General features: G+C 32.5%; 18 protein-coding genes. 3 read left to right on the top strand and 15 right to left on the bottom strand.

All coding sequences use genetic code 11. The annotated features are described in order from the left end of the window. Positions 1 to 276: 276 nt before the first annotated feature. The 9 genes from LVD51_RS00255 to LVD51_RS00215 form a co-directional block, all read right to left on the bottom strand. Positions 277 to 957 carry a hypothetical protein gene (locus tag LVD51_RS00255; protein WP_236969156.1) on the bottom strand — a complete coding sequence of 227 codons (681 nt, stop codon included), beginning with the start codon at positions 955 to 957 and terminating at the stop codon, positions 277 to 279. 141 nt (positions 958 to 1,098) lie between these two features. Continuing rightward, on the bottom strand, positions 1,099 to 1,992 hold the full coding sequence (locus tag LVD51_RS00250) for an NAD kinase (protein WP_236969155.1): 894 nt from the start codon (positions 1,990 to 1,992) through the stop codon (positions 1,099 to 1,101). Next, positions 1,992 to 3,425, bottom strand: coding sequence for a BamA/TamA family outer membrane protein (locus tag LVD51_RS00245; protein ID WP_236969154.1), 1,434 nt, complete (start codon positions 3,423 to 3,425; stop codon positions 1,992 to 1,994). The genes LVD51_RS00250 and LVD51_RS00245 overlap by 1 nt, the downstream gene beginning before the upstream one ends. Positions 3,426 to 3,935: 510 nt before the next feature. After that, a complete protein-coding gene (locus LVD51_RS00240; RefSeq protein WP_236969153.1) occupies positions 3,936 to 4,592 on the bottom strand; it encodes a CBS domain-containing protein in 657 nt (218 codons plus the stop codon). Positions 4,593 to 4,621: 29 nt separating this feature from the next. Next, positions 4,622 to 5,545, bottom strand: coding sequence for a TM2 domain-containing protein (locus LVD51_RS00235; RefSeq protein WP_236969152.1), 924 nt, complete (start codon positions 5,543 to 5,545; stop codon positions 4,622 to 4,624). Positions 5,546 to 5,551: 6 nt separating this feature from the next. Beyond that, the gene (locus tag LVD51_RS20080) at positions 5,552 to 6,769 is read right to left on the bottom strand and encodes a PP2C family protein-serine/threonine phosphatase (RefSeq protein ID WP_236969151.1); all 1,218 of its coding nucleotides are present in this window, start codon (positions 6,767 to 6,769) and stop codon (positions 5,552 to 5,554) included. A 23-nt stretch (positions 6,770 to 6,792) separates the two neighbouring features. Then, positions 6,793 to 7,128: a nucleotide pyrophosphohydrolase gene (locus LVD51_RS00225; RefSeq protein ID WP_236969150.1), complete on the bottom strand. Its 336-nt coding sequence runs from the start codon at positions 7,126 to 7,128 to the stop codon at positions 6,793 to 6,795. Positions 7,129 to 7,148: 20 nt separating this feature from the next. Then, a complete protein-coding gene (gene dtd, locus LVD51_RS00220) occupies positions 7,149 to 7,601 on the bottom strand; it encodes a D-aminoacyl-tRNA deacylase (RefSeq protein WP_236969149.1) in 453 nt (150 codons plus the stop codon). 6 nt (positions 7,602 to 7,607) lie between these two features. Further along, on the bottom strand, positions 7,608 to 8,195 hold the full coding sequence (locus tag LVD51_RS00215; RefSeq protein ID WP_236969148.1) for an SOS response-associated peptidase family protein: 588 nt from the start codon (positions 8,193 to 8,195) through the stop codon (positions 7,608 to 7,610). 490 nt (positions 8,196 to 8,685) lie between these two features. On the opposite strand from LVD51_RS00215, the gene LVD51_RS00210 reads away from it, so the two are divergent. Next, positions 8,686 to 9,732 carry a COX15/CtaA family protein gene (locus LVD51_RS00210; RefSeq protein WP_236969147.1) on the top strand — a complete coding sequence of 349 codons (1,047 nt, stop codon included), beginning with the start codon at positions 8,686 to 8,688 and terminating at the stop codon, positions 9,730 to 9,732. Between the two features lie 31 nt (positions 9,733 to 9,763). Then, positions 9,764 to 10,528, top strand: coding sequence for an alpha/beta fold hydrolase (locus tag LVD51_RS00205; RefSeq protein WP_236969146.1), 765 nt, complete (start codon positions 9,764 to 9,766; stop codon positions 10,526 to 10,528). A 2,404-nt stretch (positions 10,529 to 12,932) separates the two neighbouring features. Here LVD51_RS00205 and thrC read toward each other — a convergent pair. The 6 genes from thrC to LVD51_RS00175 form a co-directional block, all read right to left on the bottom strand. Beyond that, on the bottom strand, positions 12,933 to 14,219 hold the full coding sequence (thrC, locus tag LVD51_RS00200) for a threonine synthase (RefSeq protein ID WP_236969145.1): 1,287 nt from the start codon (positions 14,217 to 14,219) through the stop codon (positions 12,933 to 12,935). Positions 14,220 to 14,244: 25 nt separating this feature from the next. Further along, positions 14,245 to 15,180, bottom strand: a complete 936-nt coding sequence (locus tag LVD51_RS00195) for a homoserine kinase (RefSeq protein WP_236969144.1) — start codon at positions 15,178 to 15,180, stop codon at positions 14,245 to 14,247. 2 nt (positions 15,181 to 15,182) lie between these two features. Next, complete coding sequence (gene thrA / locus LVD51_RS00190) at positions 15,183 to 17,645, bottom strand: bifunctional aspartate kinase/homoserine dehydrogenase I (RefSeq protein WP_236969143.1); 2,463 nt, start codon at positions 17,643 to 17,645, stop codon at positions 15,183 to 15,185. Between the two features lie 109 nt (positions 17,646 to 17,754). Then, complete coding sequence (gene ybeY, locus LVD51_RS00185) at positions 17,755 to 18,195, bottom strand: rRNA maturation RNase YbeY (RefSeq protein ID WP_236969142.1); 441 nt, start codon at positions 18,193 to 18,195, stop codon at positions 17,755 to 17,757. A 64-nt stretch (positions 18,196 to 18,259) separates the two neighbouring features. Then, a complete protein-coding gene (locus LVD51_RS00180; RefSeq protein ID WP_262912690.1) occupies positions 18,260 to 18,655 on the bottom strand; it encodes an ATP-binding protein in 396 nt (131 codons plus the stop codon). Between the two features lie 6 nt (positions 18,656 to 18,661). Then, positions 18,662 to 22,132 (bottom strand): DUF4175 family protein, encoded by a 3,471-nt coding sequence (locus LVD51_RS00175; protein ID WP_236969140.1) that lies wholly within the window; start codon positions 22,130 to 22,132, stop codon positions 18,662 to 18,664. Between the two features lie 691 nt (positions 22,133 to 22,823). On the opposite strand from LVD51_RS00175, the gene LVD51_RS00170 reads away from it, so the two are divergent. Next, complete coding sequence (locus LVD51_RS00170) at positions 22,824 to 23,303, top strand: Dps family protein (protein WP_236969139.1); 480 nt, start codon at positions 22,824 to 22,826, stop codon at positions 23,301 to 23,303. The last annotated feature ends 127 nt before the right edge of the window (positions 23,304 to 23,430 follow it).

The following is a 23,430-nucleotide window of genomic DNA, read 5'->3' as shown; positions in this document are numbered from 1 at the left end:
TTTCTCCTTTATGAGGTCAATACTTGATAAGATTATCAATAATTATGCTATTCTATGTTTACATAACACAGGATTAACTTTCGGCAATGAATGAAATAGTATGTATTTCAACCCAAACACAGTATTTACAACACCTACATGGTGGGTAACTACTAAAATAAGGTAGAATAATTAATTTGTTTATAAATGGGTAAATGACGAATAGACAATAATTCAATGACATTCTGTCATTATAACACATTGTTTTTGACAATATCAAAACAAAGTTCTTTCACCTTATTCAATGGGTTTTACCTTGTTTTTCTTTATTTTATTCACTACATAACGGCTAGATAGGGTAGCTGCCGCAAATGAAAATATTTCTCCAAGTATATAACTTAAGAATCCAATATTTAACAACAAAAATCCTAGATCAAAAAGAATAGGTAAATACTCACCAGTTACTGGTCGTACTATTAGCAAATTTACTCCATATACCAAAGCGGCAACAATAACCAGTATTACACATATCCATTTGATATGTTGAAAACGATTTTCATTCCTCTTATAATATATTTTGCCCAACATGGCTTTGTATAGAGTAACGTTTGGATTTATTTTTATCAATTCTAAGATCACATATAGTGACTCATCTATAAATCCCGAGTGAAATAGGGCAGAAGCCTTTTTAAAAAGTAAGGATTCAAATACATTTTGTCTTTCTATATAGACTATGTTTTTATCTATTATCTCTTCAATTGTCTCATCCACAACCCTTAAAAAAATACCATAACTACCTACATTAAACAATGCCTCCAAATAAATATATTCCAATTGCAGCCTTTGCTCCAAGGCCATAATTTTTATTAATTCTTTATTGTTTTGATATTCGTGGATAATAAACTCGACATCCTGCCTATCGATAGACAAAAAATTTGAATAAAAATTTGATATATCTACATTGGTTAGAAATCGCATGTCTTTCAGTATATCATAAGAGACTAAAAACGTTTATTGCTATTAAAAATATAACTATTTCTATAAAGTATTGAAATTTTATAAACTTCAACACTTCTTTATCAATACAACTAGATTATAATTAAGAAAGTTTTATTTTTCTTAACTTTTTGTGTTTCTCAAATCTTTTCCCCACATCAATTTATTGCGCAAGGTTTTGAAATAAGATAAGTGTTCGAGTGAAACCAATTTAATTTTAAAATCTGCCTTCTTTACCTCAATACTGTGATGAGCCGTCATCACTTCATACCTTGAATCCAAAGTACAAAGAAAGTTTTCAGCTCTTCCTTCTACTTCAAATCGAAGAGTAACATCTTTGGACAAAACTACTGGACGCACATTGAGATTGTGTGGTGCCACAGGAGTTATTATAAAATTATTACTTCCCGGAGCCAAAATAGGACCTCCACAACTCAAAGAATATCCAGTGGAACCTGTTTGAGTGCTAACAATTAAGCCATCTGCCCAATAGGTATTTAGAAACTCTTCATTGACGTAGGTGTGCACGATAATCATCGAAGAATTATCTCTTTTGTGAATGGTAAAATCGTTTAAAGCATAATTCTCATCCTTAAACAACACTGGATTTGAATCCATCTGCAAAATCGTCCTTTCGTCTAGTAAAAAAGATCCTTGTATCAAATCATCGATGGCCTCTGAAATTTTAGATTTTTCAATACTGGACAAATACCCCAATCTACCTAGATTTATACCCAAAATTGGAGTATCAATATCTCTTACCAACAATGTGGCATTCAATATAGTACCATCTCCTCCCAAAGACAATAAATAGTCATATGGGTCTTCTCTCAATTGGTAGTAATCGTGAATTATATCAAAATCATCAGAAAATTCACCCCGGGTATGGATAAAATGATTTCTAATATCTTTATAAATACCGATCAATATATGATGGCGTTGTAGTTTCTCAATCAATTGAAAATAATATTGCTCATTTTCCTTCGATAGCACATTTGCATAGATCAGTATCTTCATTATAATGTATCATTAATGTGAAAAAATATTCCAAAATTATTTTCCCTATCCATACTTGCTTCAAAAATAATACCCAATTGATGATACAGTAAAAAATTAATGCCTAATCCACCTCCATATAGTGGTTTATTCACCCATTCACTGGTATAATAATAATTATCCCATACATAGCCGTAATCAAAATTTAAACTGAGATAAATTTTTGTATCCATCGATTTATAATTTACAAATGGCATTAGTTTACCTAAATTTATCGGCCTGTCTATTATTTTCTTCATCATAGAGGTTTTTCCTATGACCAAAGAACTCCCTTCTATTTGATAGTTTTCATAACCTCTAACATACTCTGCTTCTCCCCCCAAACGGTTCAAATTGTAATAGGGATACTTATCCCTCGGTAGTAAAGCTCTTACTATTAAACTCTTATTCCAGGTCCATCCCTTACCCAAATAATCGTGGACGTGTAAATCACCTTTTACATTCCAAGCTTGATAATCATCTTCGCCAAACAATCCATTTTTCTGTACTTTTATTTTGGAAAACCAACCCTGAGTTGCCAGATACTTATTGTTTCTTTGTTCAATACTATAACTTAATTCAATATCACTATATCGTTGATATTTTTTACCAGCCAAAAAAGTAGGTATAGTCTCCAATAGTTCTGAACTAATACCCTGGTAATTAAAACCCAATTTCACACTAAATGTATTGATATAATTGGGTCGATAATTCAATGAAAATCCTGATTCAAAACGATGGTGGAGATATTTATTATTATTGGATGCAAAAGTAGGTATTCCATCATCACCTATATAGGATACCTCCTTGTTGGAGTTGAGTAAACTGGTAAATTGAAAATTCCATTTCCTTTCCCTATCAAAATATGGACTTATATAATTCACAGAAAATTTTCTATCAAATCCGCCTTGAGCCAGTAAATTTAATTGATCCGCATTTCCTGTTAAGTTCTTTAATTTTAGATACAATCCAAGATTTAGAAATTTAATGTGACTATCGTACTCATTTATCCATACATTAAAATTTCTCGCCGCCAATTCAATGATAGGAATAGGGATGACAAACAATCCTTCTTTTACTGAAATGATAATACTTACATTTTTATAATTTTCTTCGTCAAAATATAAATTGGTAACTACATCGGTAAATAGTCCAGTATTTATGATCCTGTTTTTGGATAATTTAAGTTTTTTTTGAATACTGGTCAATGTGAGGGAATCACCTACATTAATTTCCATTTCCCTTAGTATTCTTTGCGGTTTAGTTTTTATGTTGCCCTCAAAACTAATTTGCCTAACCAATATTTTTTGTTGGCTTTGTTGTTGTGCCCATGCTTGTGAATAAGTAAAACACATACTTACCAATACCAAGAAACAAATCTTTACAATATTATATTTATTGATATTTATCTTCACTTAGTGGTTTTCTTATCTTTTGAAAGTTTAACTATTTTCATACCTCTGTTTTCTAACGATTGAAGAAATAGATTTTTTAATTCTCCAATAAGTTCTTAATATACTGATCTTCTTTAAGTAAAGAACGATTTTAAAATCATAATAATTCTTAATAAAATCATTTCAAAAGATAAGATCCATTCAATTGAGTCATTTATTATGGGTATTTATATTATTACTATCCCCCTTTATTAAGGAGGTTTATTTCCTTATGAATAGCCTTTATTTACTATAAAAATAAAGTATAAACGCATAAAATAACATACTAGTATACAGCTATTTATTATACTATTACAGTTAATTTTTATGAATAAGGTATGCTAAATTTAGAAAGGTATTTATATATTCCTATTAGAATGCTAGTAAGGTCTAATCGTTCTATTTTTTTTATTTTATTTATAGCCCAGCATTTCCCCCAATAGAATATGATTTCTAGTATTTTAATGTAATAACTAATTTTGTATTTTTAAATTAAACATTTAGATAAGACATCAAAGATTCATATCTATCTTTTAATTGATGGGAGTATTGGTCATTTTCAAAGTATGCTTTCACCTTATAAGAATATCTTTCCAATGTTTGCAAAATTGAATTTATGTCCTTGATATCTGTTTTTAAGGTTATTTCAATGAGGGGAAGGTAATTGAGGGAAACCAGAACAGAAAATAGATGAACATTTTCCAACTCCAATATTCTTATTAATTCAGACAATTGAAAATCTTGCTGTTGCATCTCAATGATCAATAGACTTCCTTCAGTGTTTAAACCAAATTTTGAAACAATTTCATTAAATAAATCTTCTACTTTTATCAGGCCTAAATAAGATTGATCCTGAGCCAAAACAGGTACAATAGACAATTCATTATCTACCATAACTTTTGCAGCTTCTAATATGTGGTCTGTATCGTTTACAAATTTTTTCTCCCCTTTGTTTACCAATTCCCTCATAATGGTGGATGGCGTTGTATTCTTCAAGGTAGTTTCATCGATTATGCCCATAAATGCCTTACTTTTTAGTAAAGGTATATGTCTAATCTTGTGATTATTTAAAAGATCCATGGCTTCCCCTACGGTATTGGTCATGGATACCTTTATATTGCTGTTTGCCATTATATCTACTGAAAGCATAGTTCTTCTTTTAATAATAAACCAAAAAATTAGGATAAGAGTTTTCTCCGCTGCAATTCAAATTCACTATCTGAGATAAGTCCCTTTTCTCTCTGTTCTTTTAATAGTTTCAAATTTTCAAACAGTGAATCACTATTGGGCTTTTCCTCATTGAAGGAATTAACTCCATTATCCACTTCAGTAATTCCTTCACTATTTGTATTTTCCAATGGATTGGTTTCTTCTTCATTTTCAATTTCTAATTGAAATCCATTGGCTTCAAAGCTTTCCCATTCCTTTTGTATCCTAGTCAGTGATAATTTTTCGTGTTTTTTTATTTTATCAAAATCTTTAAACCCATTTTTGACCGCTTTATCCAAATGAAAAATTGCCTTTGTAGTGTCTTCTATCTGAGAATATGCACAAGCTATATTGAAATGCGCGGCTACATTGCCAGAATCCAATTCCAAAACCTTGTTAAAATTAGCTATAGATTCTTCAAAGTCGTATTCTTTAAAATAAGCAATTCCAGCTGCCTTATACTTTTCAACCTTGGCCAACAATTCCTTGTAAGCTTCTTTTGGTTTATCTTCAGTTTTAGTTTTTTCAACCTTTGTGGTCTTAATTCTTCTACTCCTACCGGACTGCCTAAAATCCCTATGTTGACTTCTTTGAAAATCTGGTTTTTCTGATCTTATTTTCCTTCTGCGCTTTGTCTTATAATATGCAGCATCTGTTCTTCTTCTATTTTCTTCCTTGTTGTATTTAAGATCGAATATTTCATCATCCATGGTAAAAAATACAATGCTGTCAATTAATCCTATTAACGATGACAACATACCAAATGTAAATACCGATAGAAGTATCATAAATACACCTGTCTTTGTTTGTCCTAAATAAAATCTATGAAGGCCTGCTATACCACCAATAAAAGCCAATAGGGCCGCCAATGATTTATCTTTTCTTTGAGTCATAATATTTTATGTAATTCCGTTCGGCTTTATTTTACATAATAAAACAGTGATATCATCTAGTATTGGCTCATTTTCTTTAAAATTTTCGATAAACCCCTCTATTTTATCTCTTATCGCATCTATATTACCAAAACTAATATCTTGAAGGTTTTCTAAAATTTTGTCGTGGCCCATCATTTTTCCTTCACCATTTCTCAATTCTTCCAAGCCATCAGTATATGATAATATAACGGTTTCTTTATTGATTTCTTCTTTGCCCACGACGATTTCTGGTAGATCTCTAATTACACCTAGAGGAATAGTCCCTTCTTTTAAAAATTTAGTATATCCTTCTTCTTGTTGTAAAATAGGATAGTTATGTCCAGCATTGATATACAACAATTCATTTTTCATTACATCGTAGGCAGCTAAAAATATGGTCACTACCCTATCTCCCTCAGTGGTATCATAAACAGCTTCATTCAATCCGCGAATTAAGGAAACAATATCTGTAAAATTAATACTCAGTCTACGCAAACTAGCCTGTAAATTCGCCATAAGTATAGCCGCTGGAATTCCTTTACCAGCAACATCTGCTATACAAAAAATACTAATATTACTGTTTTCAATGTGGAAAAAGTCGAAGTAATCCCCACTTATTTCACTATGTGGGATGTATAGGGTCTCAAACTCCAGTTCCCTAGTATCCGACAGTTTTTTGGGCATTAATGACAATTGAATTTTCCTGGCCAAAGACAATTGGGTTTTGTAATGTTCCTTTTCCCTTTTCTCTTTAGACAATCTCTTATTCTCAATAGCAATGGCAATAAAATTGGTAATCGTCTTCAAAAACCTTATTTCTTCCTTGCTTTCTGGAAATAACTTATAAAAATGAGCCAAGGCTATCAACTGTTGCTTGTGGTAAACAGGGATATATATATCTCCGTAATCAGAAGTGTGTAAATTGTTTTTGCCTTTTGAGTAATAACTAAATTGATGTGAATAATCAATTGATTTTGCATTATCAATCGTACTATAAGTAAGCCATTCTTTATTTTCTTGAACACATAGAGTGATGCCTTCAGGACTGTAATGTTTTTGAATAGACTTTCGAAAAATATCAAAGAGATCTGTTACTGAAGCATTGTGATTGATGGCTTCCGTTATTTGCATTAAGCAGTGGATCTGTTGATCTCTTTTTTCTAGTTCCCTAGTAAATTTTTCTTGACTTATTGGTATATTCACGTAAAATCCTATCTTTTACACATTTATCTATTTAATTTATCATTTTTTTGGTGTCTTTCACTATCTCGCTGCGTTTTTTTTTGAATATTTTTATTTATAATATTTGTAATATCAATATCCATTTGATTGCATAAACATGTCAAAACAAAAAAGATATCAGCCATTTCATCTTCTATAGATGATTTGTCGGCAGTCATTCCCTGTTTAAAAGATTGCTCACCATATATTCTAGCTATTAAACGAGACAACTCTCCTACTTCTTCCATAAGAAGCAACATATTTGTTTTTTCATCAAAATATCGAACACCGTATTTTTGTATCCATTGATCCACTAATTGTTGATAAGCCTTGATTTCCATACTTATGACTTGAAATTATTTTATTCTCTGGCGTTAGAATCTATCATTATGGTTACTGGTCCATCATTGGTTAATGAAACTTTCATATCTCCTCCAAATTCTCCCGTCTTTATTTTGTTGGGATAAAGAGATTCCATAAAATCTATAAATTCCAAGTAAGTTTTTTCAGCAAGCTCAGGATTTTCCGATCCAATAAACGATGGTCTGTTTCCCTTTTTGGTACTGGCAAATAAAGTAAATTGACTAATGACTAGTATTTCACCAAATACATCTTGTACGGAAAGATTCATTTTACCTTCTTCATCTGAAAATATCCTCAATTGAAGAATCTTTTTTATCAACCAAGGAATATCTTCTTTATTATGATGTTTTTCAATACCCAAAAGACAAACAAGACCCTGACCTATCTCCGATTTGATTTTGCCATCTATTTTAACATGTGCTTTTGAAACACGTTGAATTAATGCACGCATATTATCTTATACTAAAATTATGTCGTGTAAAATTTCTACATCCACCTTCTTTTTTAAAAAATAATTTAATTCATTAATAATCTTAGTATCCTTTTTCAACCATGTAGCTATATCTTCTCTTGATGTTATAAACAAAGGGATTCTCCTGATTTTACTTGAATATTCTTCCGTTACATCTTTGGTAATAATAGCAAAACCAAGACTACCATCTTCATTCTCCTTCCATATACCTGCCATATAAAGAATATTGTTTTCCTTAGACCTAATTACTAACTCAGGTTTATATTCATCTTTGTTTTGCATGAGTTGGTTGACAGGTATTAGAATTCGATTGTTAACCAACAATTTTTTTAAACTGCTTTGTTTTTCAAACGACTTAAAATAAATCTGAGTCAGTGTTAATGACTGATTGTAATTGTCAATTCCCCATGACATCATGTATACCTTAGAGGTATGAGATTGTACAATTGCAGGAAAATATTCTCCTTTCGCAATGTTGAAATCCCTTAATAAATAAGGGGAAAAGTGAATACCATTTTCCAATAGTTCCACAATAGTTTTTTTGTCTGATTGATAATTTAATAGATCGCCCATGTTCATTTTGTTTAATTGCAAACAAATTAAGAAAAATTATAATATGTTTTAATTGTTACAAACATAACTTTTTATAATAATCTTTAAAAAACTAATATATAATGATTTATAAAAATGAAAAAATCTATGTTTTGTGGAGAGAAATGTGAATAACTTATGGCTTATTCACAATTTTGCCCTTTAGCAAATGAATGAACAATGAAAATGTGTAAAGAGGATGATCTCTTAAGTGCTTATCAACTTTTTTTCAATTCTTATTGATTCACTTTTTTCAATTTTTCTACCTTACCAACAGTTAACATCATTTTGTTGAAAAAGTCATAGAATAGGGTTGTTCAATTAATTCCCTATTATATTTGTGTTAATAATGGTGTTCAAAATTGTTAGTAGGTAAACAACAAAGTAATTTTCTAATTTTATACCAACATACTAACAGTACTAATGATGATATCAAATCTTTTTATTTTTTTTTTAGATCAATAATAAAAGAATGAATGTTCAAAAAGTAAATAGATCTGTCCTGGTTTGGTTATGGATTGGTTTTGGAATGATAGTAATTCAAATTTTAATTGGTGGAGTTACTAGATTAACGGGAAGTGGATTGTCTATTACCAAGTGGGACATCATTACAGGGACTATACCACCATTAAATGCTTCTGAATGGTCAGTAGCTTACGAATTGTATAAAGAGACTCCACAGTATCATAAAATCAATCATGGGATGTCTTTAGGCGAATTTAAATTTATATATTTCTGGGAATACTTTCACAGATTATGGGCGCGATTAATGGGCTTGGTATTTATAATTCCTTTTGCATTTTTTCTTTTTAAAAAATGGATTAATAAAACCCTGTTGAAAAGATTAATAACCGTACTGGTTTTGGCAGCTATTGTTGCTTCTTTCGGCTGGATAATGGTGGCCAGTGGGTTAGTCGATAGACCCTGGGTTAGTGCTTATAAGCTCAGCTTCCATTTAATTTTAGCTGTTATTCTTTTAGCCTATTTATTTTGGACCATTATGTGGGTTCAAAATAGAAATTATACCGTAGATAAAAAGGGCTTTTACCTATCTAGGATTTTGTCAATGTTATTATTTCTTCAAATTTTTATTGGTGGAATGGTTAGTGGAATGAAGGCAGCTTTACTTTATCCAAGTTTTCCACTTATGAAAGGGGAGTGGATACCTAGTATTGTTTTTAATACTTCGCTGTGGAATGTTGATAACTTTATTAACTATGAAAAATCAGTTTTATTTCCAACCTTAATTCATACTCTACATCGCTATTTAGCTCTGATTTTAGTAATTGTTTTGATTTATATATTTGTACGTTTTAAACATGTATGGTTGAGAACTATCCTAACTTTTACACATAGATTGTTTATAACTTTGTTTTTATTTCAAATAGCTTTGGGAATATTAACGGTAATTAATAGTGTAGGTATGGTACCTGTTGGTTGGGGTGTAGCCCATCAAATTAACGGTATTTTACTATTTATTGTGAGCCTTATGTATAGTTATACCTTTAAGAAAGTATAATTTAAATATATTTGAGGAATAATTGTGAATTATGAGTGTTTTCGAGAAAAAGAAGTTAGATAAATTTGAGTTTGTTGATGTAGGTCCAAAGGATGGGGAAGTACTATTGCTTTTACACGGACTTTTCGGCACAGCTAGTAATTTTGATGATACTATTACGGCATTTCAAGATAGGTATAGGATATTACTACCTATTCTGCCTATTTTTGAAATGAATGTTAGAAAGTTGTCAGTTTATAGTTTGACAGAATTCGTAAAGGAATTTACTGATTACCTAAAGCTAGATGAATTTCATATTATAGGAAATTCTCTGGGTGGCCATTTATCCCTGTTGTATGTATTGAACTTTGGCGATAAAGTTAAGTCTATGACACTTACCGGTAGTTCTGGTTTATATGAAAGTGCTTTTGGAAATTCTTTTCCTAGAAGAGGGGATAAGGTTTTTTTAAGAAGTAAAATAGATCTTACTTTTTATGATAAAAGTGTGGTTACCGATGAAATGGTTGAAGAGGTGTTAGATATAACTTCAGATAATATGAAATGCCTCAAAATGGTAAAAACAGCCAAGAGTGCTATTCGTCATAATGTTGGTGAAGATCTTCATAAGATTAAAATTCCAACTCTATTGGTTTGGGGGAATCAGGATACTATTACGCCTCCATTTGTAGCTAAAGAGTTTAATGAAAAAATTATAAATTCTAAACTGGTCTTTCTCGACAAATGTGGGCATGCACCTATGCTTGAATTACCTGAACAGTTTAATGCTGAATTAGATATTTTCTTAAAGGAAATTTAGTAAACTATATGTTTCACGTGGAACATATAGGATTGAAAGAATAATTGCAGTGTTTTGAATATATCCTAGGACTAAGTCAAAGTTAACTTTGATCTTTAGTCTAGATGTTGCAGTTATTCTTTCGAATTATATTGGTGTATATTTTCTTATTTTATATTAAATTTTTAATTCCTCATTTATTTCTTTTCTACCTATACTTCTTTAGATATTTTTCTATGTCTAATCTCGGGTTACTATAAATTACTAATTAATCCTTCATTGCCATTCTTTTTGTATTGATATATTCTCACTATAAAATAGGGTAGACTAAAGATTTTTGTTGACTTAGATTTATACTTTATATGGTTTTGTTTGAGTCTACTTTTATATTTGACCCTGTACCTGTTCTTTTTGTCATATTATTATTTTAGTTGCACTTTATAGAATTTCTTCGCAGTACATGAGCTAAGCCAGCCTAAATAGGAGGTCCACGCACCCGAAACACGGTGGTTTAGGTTTCCTCAATGCGATTATCTCTTATTGTAATATGAAATTTTAAACTTGTTAATTTTAATGCTGATTTGTCGCAGCACAGTGGCTCTGTGCTTCACTCCCCGTAGACCGATTAACGGTCAACGATGCTTTACACTTTGATCGTTCATATTAAGGGCATTTATTAGTCTTTTAGACTATTTCATTCGGTCGTGTTTCTACAAAAAGACGTGACCGTAACGTTGATCGTTAGGTATTAGAACGATGTTATTCGGCTTGGTATTAATATAATGACTGACTATAGACGCAAAATCTTGCGTCTCTACAAAATGGCGAGACTGTATTGTAAAACCATAGCGAATTAAAGAGGATTGATCTTGTTAATATATTTTAAAGACGTAGAGACGCAATGCCTTGCGTCTCCTAACACCACCTATTTCAGACGCAAGATCTTGCGTCTCTACGTCGAAGCGTGACTGCCCTGTATATCGTTAGATATTTAATTTATTATGTTGTCCCTTCAGGACTTATTTTCAATGCTACAATCAATTCATAGGGTTAATACCCTCTGCTGATACATGTCGTCCTTTCAGGACTTTTTTTATTGTGATTTTTGCATGACTGCAACGTAATTCGATAGTCAAATTCCACTCCAATGGAGGGGTGTCAGTTTACTGACGGGGTGGTTTGAGAATTCTGTAGGTATTATTAAAATTAAATTTTTTTCAATCAAGCAACCCGTCTGACAAGTTAAATACCTCTCCTTAGGAGGTGTATTTCGCCACTCTGCTCCGGCATGGTATTAATATAATCAACGTCGTGAGATCCAATATCTTACTCTCTACAAAAAGACCTGGTCGCAACGTATATCGACAGCGAATTTAAGAGGAATGATTTTGTTAATATATTTTAAAGACGTAGAGACATTACTGAATGATGCTCACGACCGAATGTAGTTCGAAGAACCGTAGACCTTATTTTGGTCTACGATGAGGGAGCCACGACCATAGTGTTGTGGGTGGGCGGGGAAAGACCGTAAATCGGTCAGTGATAAAGGAACCGAGGCTAGATGCCGAGGGTGGGTTGGCCTTGCGTCTCAAATAGGGGGTGTTAATAGACGCAAGACCAACCCACCCACGACACGGAGGTCGTGGTTCCCTCATCCAATCGACGTTAAGTCGATTGGGTACTTTGTACTTCATTCGGTCGTGTCTCTACGTCGAAGCGTGACTGCCCTGTATATCGTTAGATATTTAATTTATTATGTCGTCCCTTCAGGACTTATTTTCAATGCTACAATCAATTCATAGGGTTAATACCCTATGCTGATACATGTCGTCCTATCAGGACTTTTTTTATTGTGATTTTTGCATGACTGCAACGTAATTCGATAGTCAAATTCCCCTCCAATGGAGGGGTGTCAGTTTACTGACGGGGTGGTTTGTAAATTCTGTAGGTATTATTAAAATTAAATTTTTTTCAATCAAGCAACCCGTCTGACAAGTTAAATACCTCTCCTTAGGAGATGTATTTCGCCACTCTGCTCCGGCATGGTATTTATATAATCAACGTCGGGAGATCCAATATCTTACTCTCTACAAAAAGACCTGACCGCAATGTAAATCGGTAGCTATTTTGCCAATCTCCGGTGACTTGATTTTAATATAATCCATGACTGGATACGCAAAGCCAATCAATCCGAAACACGAAGGTTTGGGCTTCCTTAGCAGCTTCATTAATTATATAAACTGTTTTGATGTCATTATAGGCTAATATGTATTTGCTAAGTCTATATTTAAAATACTGTGGTATGGATAAGGATATAATTAGATATTTACTTGCTAGTTGCCGTATAATTTCTGTTGATTTATTCAAATAAAAAAGGGGATGCATCATTCATTATGCATCCCCAGAGTATTTTATTCTTAGATATCTATTGTAAAATAAAGTCTTTTAGAGCTTTAAAATCTGAAGATAACTTTGTTTTATGTCCTTCTTTTTTCAATATAGTATTTATACTACTAGGGTGGGGTATTGAAAAGTTAATACTATCAGCAACTTCGTTGGCAAATTTGATAGGATGAGCTGTACTTAGTATTATTTTTTCTTCGTTTTCGTGGTTGTAGTTTTTACTACCTAGATAACCTACAGCAGTATGTGGATCCAATACATATCCCAGTTTATTGTGTACTTCCACTATGGTTTCTACTGTTTCTTCATCTGAGATAGAGTATCCTAATATTTCTTCTTTAATATTGTTCCACGTGGAACCATAAAGATCTAAAATTCTATAGAAGTTAGAAGGATTACCTATATCCATAGCGTTGGATAGCGTTTCATATGCCTGTATTGGATTGTATTCTCCTGAAGCTAGATATTTGGGAAAAACATCATTTTTATTGGTAGCTGCTATAAATTTTGAAATAGGTAGGCCCATCTTTTTAGCCAATAAACCTGCTGTCATATTACCAAAATTGCCAGATGGTACTACAAAAGAAATAGGTAAGTCAGTTGTTAATTGCTTATAAGCTTCAAAATAATAGAATGATTGAGGAATTAATCTAGCTATATTAATGGAGTTAGCTGAACTTAAATTGCATTTTTCATTTAATTCAGGATCTAGGAAAGCCTGTTTTACTAGGGCTTGACATTGATCAAAATTTCCATCTATTTCTAAAGCCTTTATATTTCCTCCCCAGGTAGTCAATTGTTTTTCCTGTAATTTTGATACTCTACCTTTGGGATATAATATAACTACTTCAATATTTTCAATGTTGTAAAAGCCAGCAGCTACTGCGCCCCCGGTATCACCAGATGTAGCAACTAATATTTTAATTTTTTCATTGCTATCTTTTAGGAAATACTGCATTAGTCTAGCCATAAATCTAGCTCCGAAATCTTTGAAAGCTAGGGTAGGGCCATGAAATAATTCTAAGATGTGTGTTTTATCTTCAATAGTTACTACTGGAGCAATAAAATTGATGGAATCTTCAACTATGTTTTTTAGATCTTCCTTAGGTATAGTTTCACCAATTAGATTTTCGGCAACTTTAAAGGCTATCTCTTGAAAAGAATATTTATGTAGATTATTGATGAATTCATCGTCTAATTTTTTAATTGCAGTGGGCATGTATAAGCCTTTGTCTTTGGGAAGACTATGTAATACTGCTTCCTTTAAATCTACAATGTTGTTTTTGTCGTTGGTACTGTATAGTTTCACGTGGAACAAAAATTTATAATGTTATTTAGAATCTGTATGCACCTTCAGGATTAACTCTTGATACAATTACAGTGGATTCAATTTTTACGTTTTTAAACACTTCTTTCATTGCATAAGCGATGTTTTCAGCATCAAAACTATTTTCTGACAATGCAAAGATAGAAGGACCTGCACCTGAAATGCTACAGCCTATGGCATTGTTTTTTAGAGCAGCTGCTTTTACTTCCTCAAATTTTGGAATTAAATGTGCTCTTTGTGGTTCGATAATTATATCATTTAGACATTGCCTCATTAAATCAAAATTGCTTTGATATAGACTCGATACAAAACCAGCTAAATTAAAAGATTGGTCGATATGACTATTTAGAGAAATACTACTCTTTATAATTGATCGAGCATTTTTTGTCAATATTTCTATGTCGGGATGTATAATAGTAATGAATAAGCCTTCAGGAGTTGGAAGCCTTTGGTGAATTAGGTTTTCTCCGTTCTTTACCAAAATGATTCCGCCCAATAGGGAAGGAGCTACATTATCAGCATGGTATGATCCATCTGCTATATATTCACCTTGTACACAGAACGGAAGTAACTCTGCTTTAGTAAGTGGGGATTTAAGTATTTCATTTACTGCAAAAGCACCACCTACAGCAGATGCCGCACTGCTTCCCAATCCACTTCCTATAGGCATTTTCTTTATTATTTCTAATTCAATCCCTATATCAGTAATGTTGAGATGATCTAATACCGCTTGACCTGCCACAGAAGCGGTGTTTTTTTGAGCAGCCTTAGGAAGCTTTCCTCCGTCATTCCTAATATTACTTATTCTTACACCTGTAAAATCATTACTTATTTTGGCTATAATTTCATCCCCAGGAGATTCAAGAGCGAGTCCTAGTATATCATAACCTACCGCTAAATTGGCGATTGTGGCTGGTGCAAATACTTTTATTCCTGCATTCATATCTAAGATGGACTTATTTGACTTTCAATATTTATTATTTCCGCGAACACTCCAGCTGCAGTAACTTCTGCTCCTGCACCCGGCCCTCTAACGACCAATGGTCTTTTATTGTATCTACTGGTTGTAAATACAATCATATTATCACTTCCTTCTAAGTTGTAAAAAGGAGATGATTCGTTTACTGCTGATAAGGTTATATACACCTTGTCGGCTTCCATTGTAGCTATTACTCTTAGTCTTTTATTTTCTTTATTTGCTTCTACTATTAAATCAGAAAAGTATTTTTCATTGGATTTTAAACTCTCGAAAAATGCTGGAATATCTTTCGCTTCCATGCAATCTTGTGGAATTATTGGATCTACTTTTACCGATTCAGGTTCTATAACCATTCCCGCTTCTCTACTTAGAATAAGAATTTTTCTTTTTACATCCATTCCACTTAAATCAATTCTTGGATCAGGCTCAGTAAATCCTAAGGTCTTTGCTTCTACAACGATATCATGGAATGATTTTTTACCATTGAATTCGTTGAAAATATAGGATAATGATCCAGATAAAACTCCTTCTATCTTGAGAATTTTATCTCCAGAATGTATAAGATTTTGCAAGGTAGAAATGACGGGCAATCCAGCTCCTACATTGGTTTCGAAACCAAAAGTTACATTGTTCTTTCTAGCCAAATTTTTCAAATAGGCATATTGCTCATAGGAAGAAGAAGTGGCTATTTTATTCGGTGTTACAATATGGATACTGTTTTTAAGTATACCGTGATAAAATTCAGAAATGGAATGGTTGGCGGTATTATCTATAAATACTGAATTGATTAAGTTCATTTCATTCATGCGATGAGAAAATGTAGACATATCCATTTTCTCTGAATGATTAGCCAATTGTGATTGCCAATCATCCAAAGGAATACCATTTTCATTAAAGCACATTTTTTTACTATTGGCCAATCCAACAACTCTTATATCCAGTCCTCTTTCTCTCTGTAATAGATGGTGTTGATCTTTAATCTGTTGAATTAAAGTGCTGCCAATCAGTCCACTACCTACTATAAATATATTTAATACTTTTAAATTAGATAGGAAAAATCCCTCGTGCAATGCGTTTAAAGCTTTATTCTCATCGGCTTGACTAACAACTACTGATATGTTGCGTTCAGAACTTCCTTGAGCTATAGCTACTATATTTATACCATTATTACCCAAGGCACGCATCATTTTGGCAGCTACACCTGGAGTAAGTCTCATGTTGTCACCGATAATTGCTAGAATAGAGAGGTTTTCCTCAATATGTAAATGGTCTAGATCATTGCGATCAAATTCATTTTTAAACTCGCGTTTAATAGCGCCAACTGCTATTTTTATTTGTTTTGGTAAGATGGCAAAACTGATACTGTATTCAGAACTCCCTTGAGTAATCATCATTATATTGATATCAGCGTCTGCAAGGCATCTAAACAATCGAGCAGCTGTCCCTGGTACACCTACCATTCCATTACCTTGAAGGGTAAGAAGGGCTACATTATTGATAGAAGAAATCCCTTTTACAGGATATTCCGTAGCATAGGTTTGACCAGAAATATAGGTTCCTTCATGATCGGGATTAAAGGTGTTTTTGATGACCAAAGGAATATCTTTGTCCATGGCTGGCTGCATGGTTGGAGCGTAAATTACCTTAGCACCAAAATGAGACATTTCTACGGCTTCTAGGAAGGACATCTTAGGAATGGTAAAGGCTTGGTTAACCCTTCTCGGATCACTGGTTAGAACACCATCTACGTCAGTCCATATTTCTATGATTTCAGCCTGTAGACCCGCTCCGATTAAAGCAGCTGAATAATCAGATCCTCCTCTACCTAGGGTAGTACTTAAACCACCTTTGTTGGAAGCAATAAAACCGGTAACCACCTGTGTCTTATCGTTATTTGCATAATATTCGGCAATATTTTTATAGGTCAATTTTAAATTGACTTTTGCATTGCCAAAATTACGATTGGTTTTTATAATTTTTCTAGCATCCAAAAAATCGGCATCGATACCCAATTGACGTAAATATCGAGAAATGATAAATGCTGAATTTCTTTCTCCAAAACTCAATACATAATCCATGGTTCTTGGAGAAGCTTCCCAGACTAAGAAAATACCATATAAGAGATTTTCAAGTGTATTAATGTGTTCATTAATAACTTCGAGAACTTCTTGCTTATTTTCTTCTTCAAACAGGTGATCTATAGCTTCTAGATGCCTAGTTTTGAATATTGCTAATTCATCCTTGTACTCTTCATTACCAACACTGGCTTTCTCCGCCATTGATATCAACACATCAGTGATGCCGCCAAAGGCAGAAAAAACAACGGTATACTTGATACCTTTGTCTGAATAGCTTTTTAATATATTACCAACATTTTGTATTCTCTCGGCATTGGCCACAGAAGAACCTCCAAACTTTAATACCCTCATAAATGAATTTTATACAATAAAAATTTCTTCTTTCTGTATTTTATTTAATAAAAAGGCCAAATTATTAATAAATTTTAAAGGAAGGGAATAAATACCTGTATTAAATATTTTATATATGTCCAACTCTTAAGATGTTCAGATAGTAATCTTCCTTTTCACGCATAATTTTGGCGTCTTTTTCTGTTTTATCTTTATAGCCACAAAGGTGCAATATTCCGTGGATAATTACTCTATATAATTCATTTTCAAAGGGTATTTTCAAGGATTTTGCATTTTCTTCTACTCTTTCAATACTTATAAATAGATCACCTGATACTGGTTTATCTGTATATTGAAATGTGATGATGTCTGTCCAATCCTCATGGTTTAAATACTTTTGATTAATTTCAAGTAAATACTCATCATTGCAGAATACCGTACTGATTGAACTGGGTGGTAAACCTGTTTCTTCTATCACACAACTCTCAATCCATAAAACAAGGGATGTTTTATGTAAAAGTGTAAAGTCAATATTTTCTTCAAAAAAGTCGATTTCCGTGTGCAAGTCCATTCTAGTATTTTATACTAAAGTAAGGAATTTACGGATAAATGATATTGAAATTTAAGTCAATACCTTACAATTTGAATCTAAGTGTAACGCTATTGCCCTTTTCAGTAAAATGACAATCGTCAGAAAGATTTTTGATGAGATGAATTCCTCTACCTCCTGGATTGAGTATATTCTCAGATAGGGTAGGATCCTTTACTTCGTTGTGGTCAAAGCCACGACCTTGATCTAGAATTTTAATAACAAGAAAACCGTTCTCATTTTTCTCAGTAATAGAAACGGTTTTTTCGATGTCAAATTTGTTTCCGTGTATAATAGCATTATTGACAGCTTCGATAATTGATAGTTTTATATCAACAAATTTTCCAGGCAGGATATCGTAGTCTGTTTCCAATCTATTCAAGAAGGAATTTATTAATCTAACATTTTTTAAATCAGATGTAAAAGTTAAAGAAGATGCCAATTCTTATTAGTTTCTTTTAAGTTGTTCGTAATATTCTTCTACAAGTCTTTTATAATAAGGTTTTAAAGACGGAGAAAGTTTCTTAAATGGAGAAATATCTGCTCTTCTTTTTTCGAGATACTCCGCCAAATCAGGTGGTAAGGTCTTAGGAATTTGTTTAGCCGACTCTGACTTTCTCTTTTCATCGAGTTCTTGTTGCCTTTCGGCTTTTTCAGCTTCCAAGAGTTTGGTAAGGATTTCTTGTTGGCGTTTCATCATGGCATTGGTCAATTTTTTATTGACCAAATCGGTTTCCATTTGATCCATTAAATCGATCAATTCTTGTAATTCTTTAGAACCTTTGCCTTGTTCCATTAAACCTCGCTGTTTATCCTCAAGCATTTTTCTAAGAGCTGCTTGTTGGGCCGCTATTTGAGCAAATTCTTTACTCATACTTTCACCTTCACCCTTGCCCTTAACCTTGCCTTGTTGTTTTTCTTTAGCCAGTTTTTGCATTTCTTCAGACATCTTTTGTTGGCCTTCAGAAATTTTGTCCATAGGCATATTACCTTCACCACCAGGTTTATTGGGACTATTACAGTTGGCCGATGAAGATGACATACTCATTTGCATATTTTGCAGTGATTCGCTGAGTAATAGGGCGAGATCATTTACATTTTTCATGGTTCTACGCTGGTCATTGGAAGCGTTGGATTTTTCCCTTTCTTCCAGATAATCCATAGATTTATCGAGGTGATTTTCGATTAAATTCACTTTTTCGGTCACAGCTGTTTGGATTTGTGCATTTCTATTAGCCAAAGCCAATAAGCTATCTTGAATTAAACCAAAATCATTTTTTAATTTGAACTGTTCCTGAACCAACTGTACATATCTTGGTGTAGTCGTAGATGCTTGATTGATATCTTCTATAAGCGTTTCTTGATTAAATGACAATTTTACGAGATTATCTAAGATTTGACGCAATAATGCCATATCCTCCTGCATTTGTTCTTCCTGGGAATTAGCCATGCTGTTTTGCATCGATTGCTTCATTTCCTCCATTTTTTTAGCAGCATCTTTCTGCTTTTGGGAAGAGTTATTTTGGTCTCCTTTTTCTAGGCTCTCAGAAGCATCTTGTTGGTCTTTTTTAATTTCTTCAGATGGAGTCTTTGGATCCTCCATGTCCAATGGACTCTTAATCTCTTTATTTTTCTCAAATAACTTTTCTAACTCTTCACTCAGTTTTTCAAATTTTTCGTTTAATTTTTCTTGTTCGGCTTTAGGGCTATTTTCTTTATTGTCTTCTGTTTTTTCTTGATTAGAAGAATCGTTTTTATCGGATTCACTGTCAGAACTTTCTTCTGAATTTTCGTTTGAGTTTTCCTCATTCGATGAGTTTTCCTCACTTGATGAATTCTCTTCTTTCTCCTCGCTATTTTTCATCTCTTCTTCCTTAGATTGGTTTTCTTCAGCCAACTTCATTTGTTCTTCAGCTAACTTTTCCAATTTATCTATGGCGTCTTGAAGATCGCTTTCCATTTCCAATTTTTCATAGAGATCTTCTAATCTTTGCATATCCATTTCAGATTGGTTCATTTGCTGATCCATCTCCTGCAGCATTTCTATGGCTTCATCCTTTTTAAGCTTATCCATCAATTCCTTGATTTTTTCCATCAATTTTTCCATCTCAGGATTTTGGGCTTGTTCCATTAATTCCTGGATTTGTTGATTTTGCGGATCTTGCTCTTCCTTAAATTCAGATTGATTTTTCTGATTTTGTTCTTGTAATTTTTGTGTCTCCGAAAGAGATTTTTGAATTTCTTCTTGTTTTTTAATAAGGTTTTCCAATTCCTTTTTGTGTTGCCACTCTAGTTGCTTCTCTTGAAAAAGTTTATTTTTTAATTCCTCCGCTTCTTTTTTGAGTTGTTTTTGATCGTCTACCAATTTCTTAAGGTTTTCCTTAATGGTTTCTTCGGTGGCATCTTCCATTTCTTCAAATTCTTCTAAAGTCTTTTGAGTCCAACTCTGAATAGATGTTTTAGAAGCTTTGGGGCCATTGATTCTATCGTTGTCCAATACTTCAAAATAATATTGAAAGGTATGACCAGGGGGAAGAGAAATTTCTGACAAATCAATAACTTTTTGAAATGTAGACGCTCTATCAAGCGATTGATTAATAACTTCCTTTACAAATTTTGGGGACTCATTGGACGATGTGATAGCATAATTATAACTTAGTTCGGTTAGGCCATAATCATCTGAAACATCACCTAATATATATATTAATTCACTGTATTGTGAATCCAAATGTTTTTCAATTGAAATGCCTGGAAATTGATCTGGAATGGTTTCTATAAAATATTGAAGAGAGTCTGCATTGGGTAAACTAGAATTGTTAAAAGTCAATGCGTAGGGACTGCTCTTGTATATTCTTTTTTCAAAATGTGCTGTATTATTACTGGTATTTAATAATGTATCCAATTGATCATCAATAAATCTAAATTGTAAATTGGACATATTTTCCGTGTCAAAATTCCAGGTGATTTTACTTCCTTGAGGAATAGAAACATCGGCGGGATTCTTTAATACTTTATCTTCTACTTTGGTATAATCTGGGGCGTCAATGGTCATGGTCATTTCTATAAGGGCAGGCTTTTTGACCACTTTTATTTGATAATCAATAGATTGATACCCATTGGCTAAAAATGAGAAATCAACATCTTTACCAACATTTTTCAACGTATAGTTGTATATACCAGATTCATCTTTCGTCATTTTATACTGATATCCATCGAGTAAAATATCAATTGTACTGGGAGCTACTGAGCCAGAAGTAGATAATGATATGGTGATATCCTCAAACTGTGGAATCTCTAAGTCTTCGTTTTGTAAATCAAAACTAAAAGGAGCCTCTTTTACAAATTCGCGGTTATTGTGAATAAGACGATAAGAACTGTTGGTAATTAAACTGGGAGCACTAAATAATAGAGCTACGAGTACTAGAACAGGAGGAAGGGCGTATTTAAGATATTTTTTGTTCTTTTTTAAATCGATGGCTTTGGGAAATGGAACCCATTGAATTTCTTCTGTTTTTTGTTCAATACTGTGATAGATCAAATCGTTGTTGCTGCTATCATTTTGACGAGATAGATGTAATATGTTTAACAACTTGTCTTCCACTTCTGAAAAATGTTGACCTATAATGTTGGCTGCATCATCATAGGATAGGGTTTTCCCCAATTTCATCCATTTCAATAAAGGATCCAATACCCAAAAATAGGCAGAGGCTAAAAATATGCCAATCATTGAGTAAAAAAAGATTTTCCTTGTCGCTATCCCAAAATAAAACTGAGATTCTAAAAGGTTGAAAGCAATGAAGGCAAATAAATTTAGTCCTACCACCAATAGGGATCCTTTGATGATTTTATTCCAATAATATTTTCTAATAAATTGGTCAATCTTATGGATGAGGGATTGATAGGCTTTGGACTCTGTCATATACTTGTGTATCTTTCTTAATCTACTAAAATAATATATTTATAATAGTTGTTAGAAAATAGGGGACAATTATTGAATTTTTAACCGATCTAGCCCCCTATATGTTTACACATAAACGTTATTTTTTAATAAATATTGATTCAATTATATTGGTTTATAGCGAATTAGCCCAATCTTTTGAGACTTTGATCTATTTTCATTTCTGAAATCAATCAAATACCCTTCATTTTAGCCTCGGTTTATTTTAAGTTCAAGCTAAATAGCCTTGATTAACCTTAACATAAAAAGAGGGCATTAATGAAAATTTCATTAAAAATGGGAATATTTATTATTAGCTAGAGGTTATATTATAAACTTGAAATCACTTTTAAACTTAATTTGTTTGACACTATTAAGTATAACTCCTGTTAAATGCATTAACTTTTGTCAATTATTAGAATTTATTTAAACAATGACCGTCAAATTCTGTTTTAAATATAGAATCAGAAAATACTGATAGCTCAAACTAATAGAGGATTATAATTAGAAATAAAGAATAGTTTTAGAAAATACTAATATACGTTAAACTCTAAAATATTACCGATGTCTTTTTTAGCCAAATCATTGGTTAATAATTGTAATTCAATATATTAGGTAAATAGTTGTTGAGACAATATAGAAGGTTAAATTACATTAATAATAAAATTACATTATGGAAAAATTGAATGCCATTGGTCTAGAAGTTGGCCAAGCCAAAGAACTAGAGAAGAAACTTAACGTATTATTGGCCAATTATTCAATATTCTATCAAAACACTAGAGGTTTTCACTGGAATATTAAAGGAAATAAATTTTTCGAACTTCATGTCAAATTCGAAGAATTGTATAATGATCTATTGATAAAGATAGATGAACTGGCTGAGCGTATCCTTACATTGGGCTATACACCAGAACACAATTATTCAAGTTATGCAAAAATTTCTTCTATTAAAGAAAGTGGAAAGGTATCAGATGGATATGAGGCCGTTCAACATATTTTGGATGCATTTAAAATAGTCATTGTATTGCAAAGAGAGTTGTTGGATTTGTCGGGTGAAGCTGATGATGAGGGAACCAATGCATTGATGAGTGACTATATAAGGGAGCAAGAAAAATTGGTATGGATGTATTCTTCTTTCCTTAAGTCTGAGTAAGAACGGTGTATAGGAAAGGAAAATATTTTATAGGAAGTAGTATTGGTTAAATAGTTCGTCTCCTAATTGGATTTGAGTGAGGAGTGAATAGATCTAACTATTCGGAGTGGATGCGAACTATTTTTTA

It is taken from the genome of Membranihabitans marinus (assembly GCF_021729155.1).
Lineage (GTDB): Bacteria > Bacteroidota > Bacteroidia > Chitinophagales > Saprospiraceae > Membranihabitans > Membranihabitans marinus.
The sequence above is the reverse complement of the archived record's forward strand: the minus strand, read 5'-3'. Positions and strand labels throughout refer to the sequence as shown.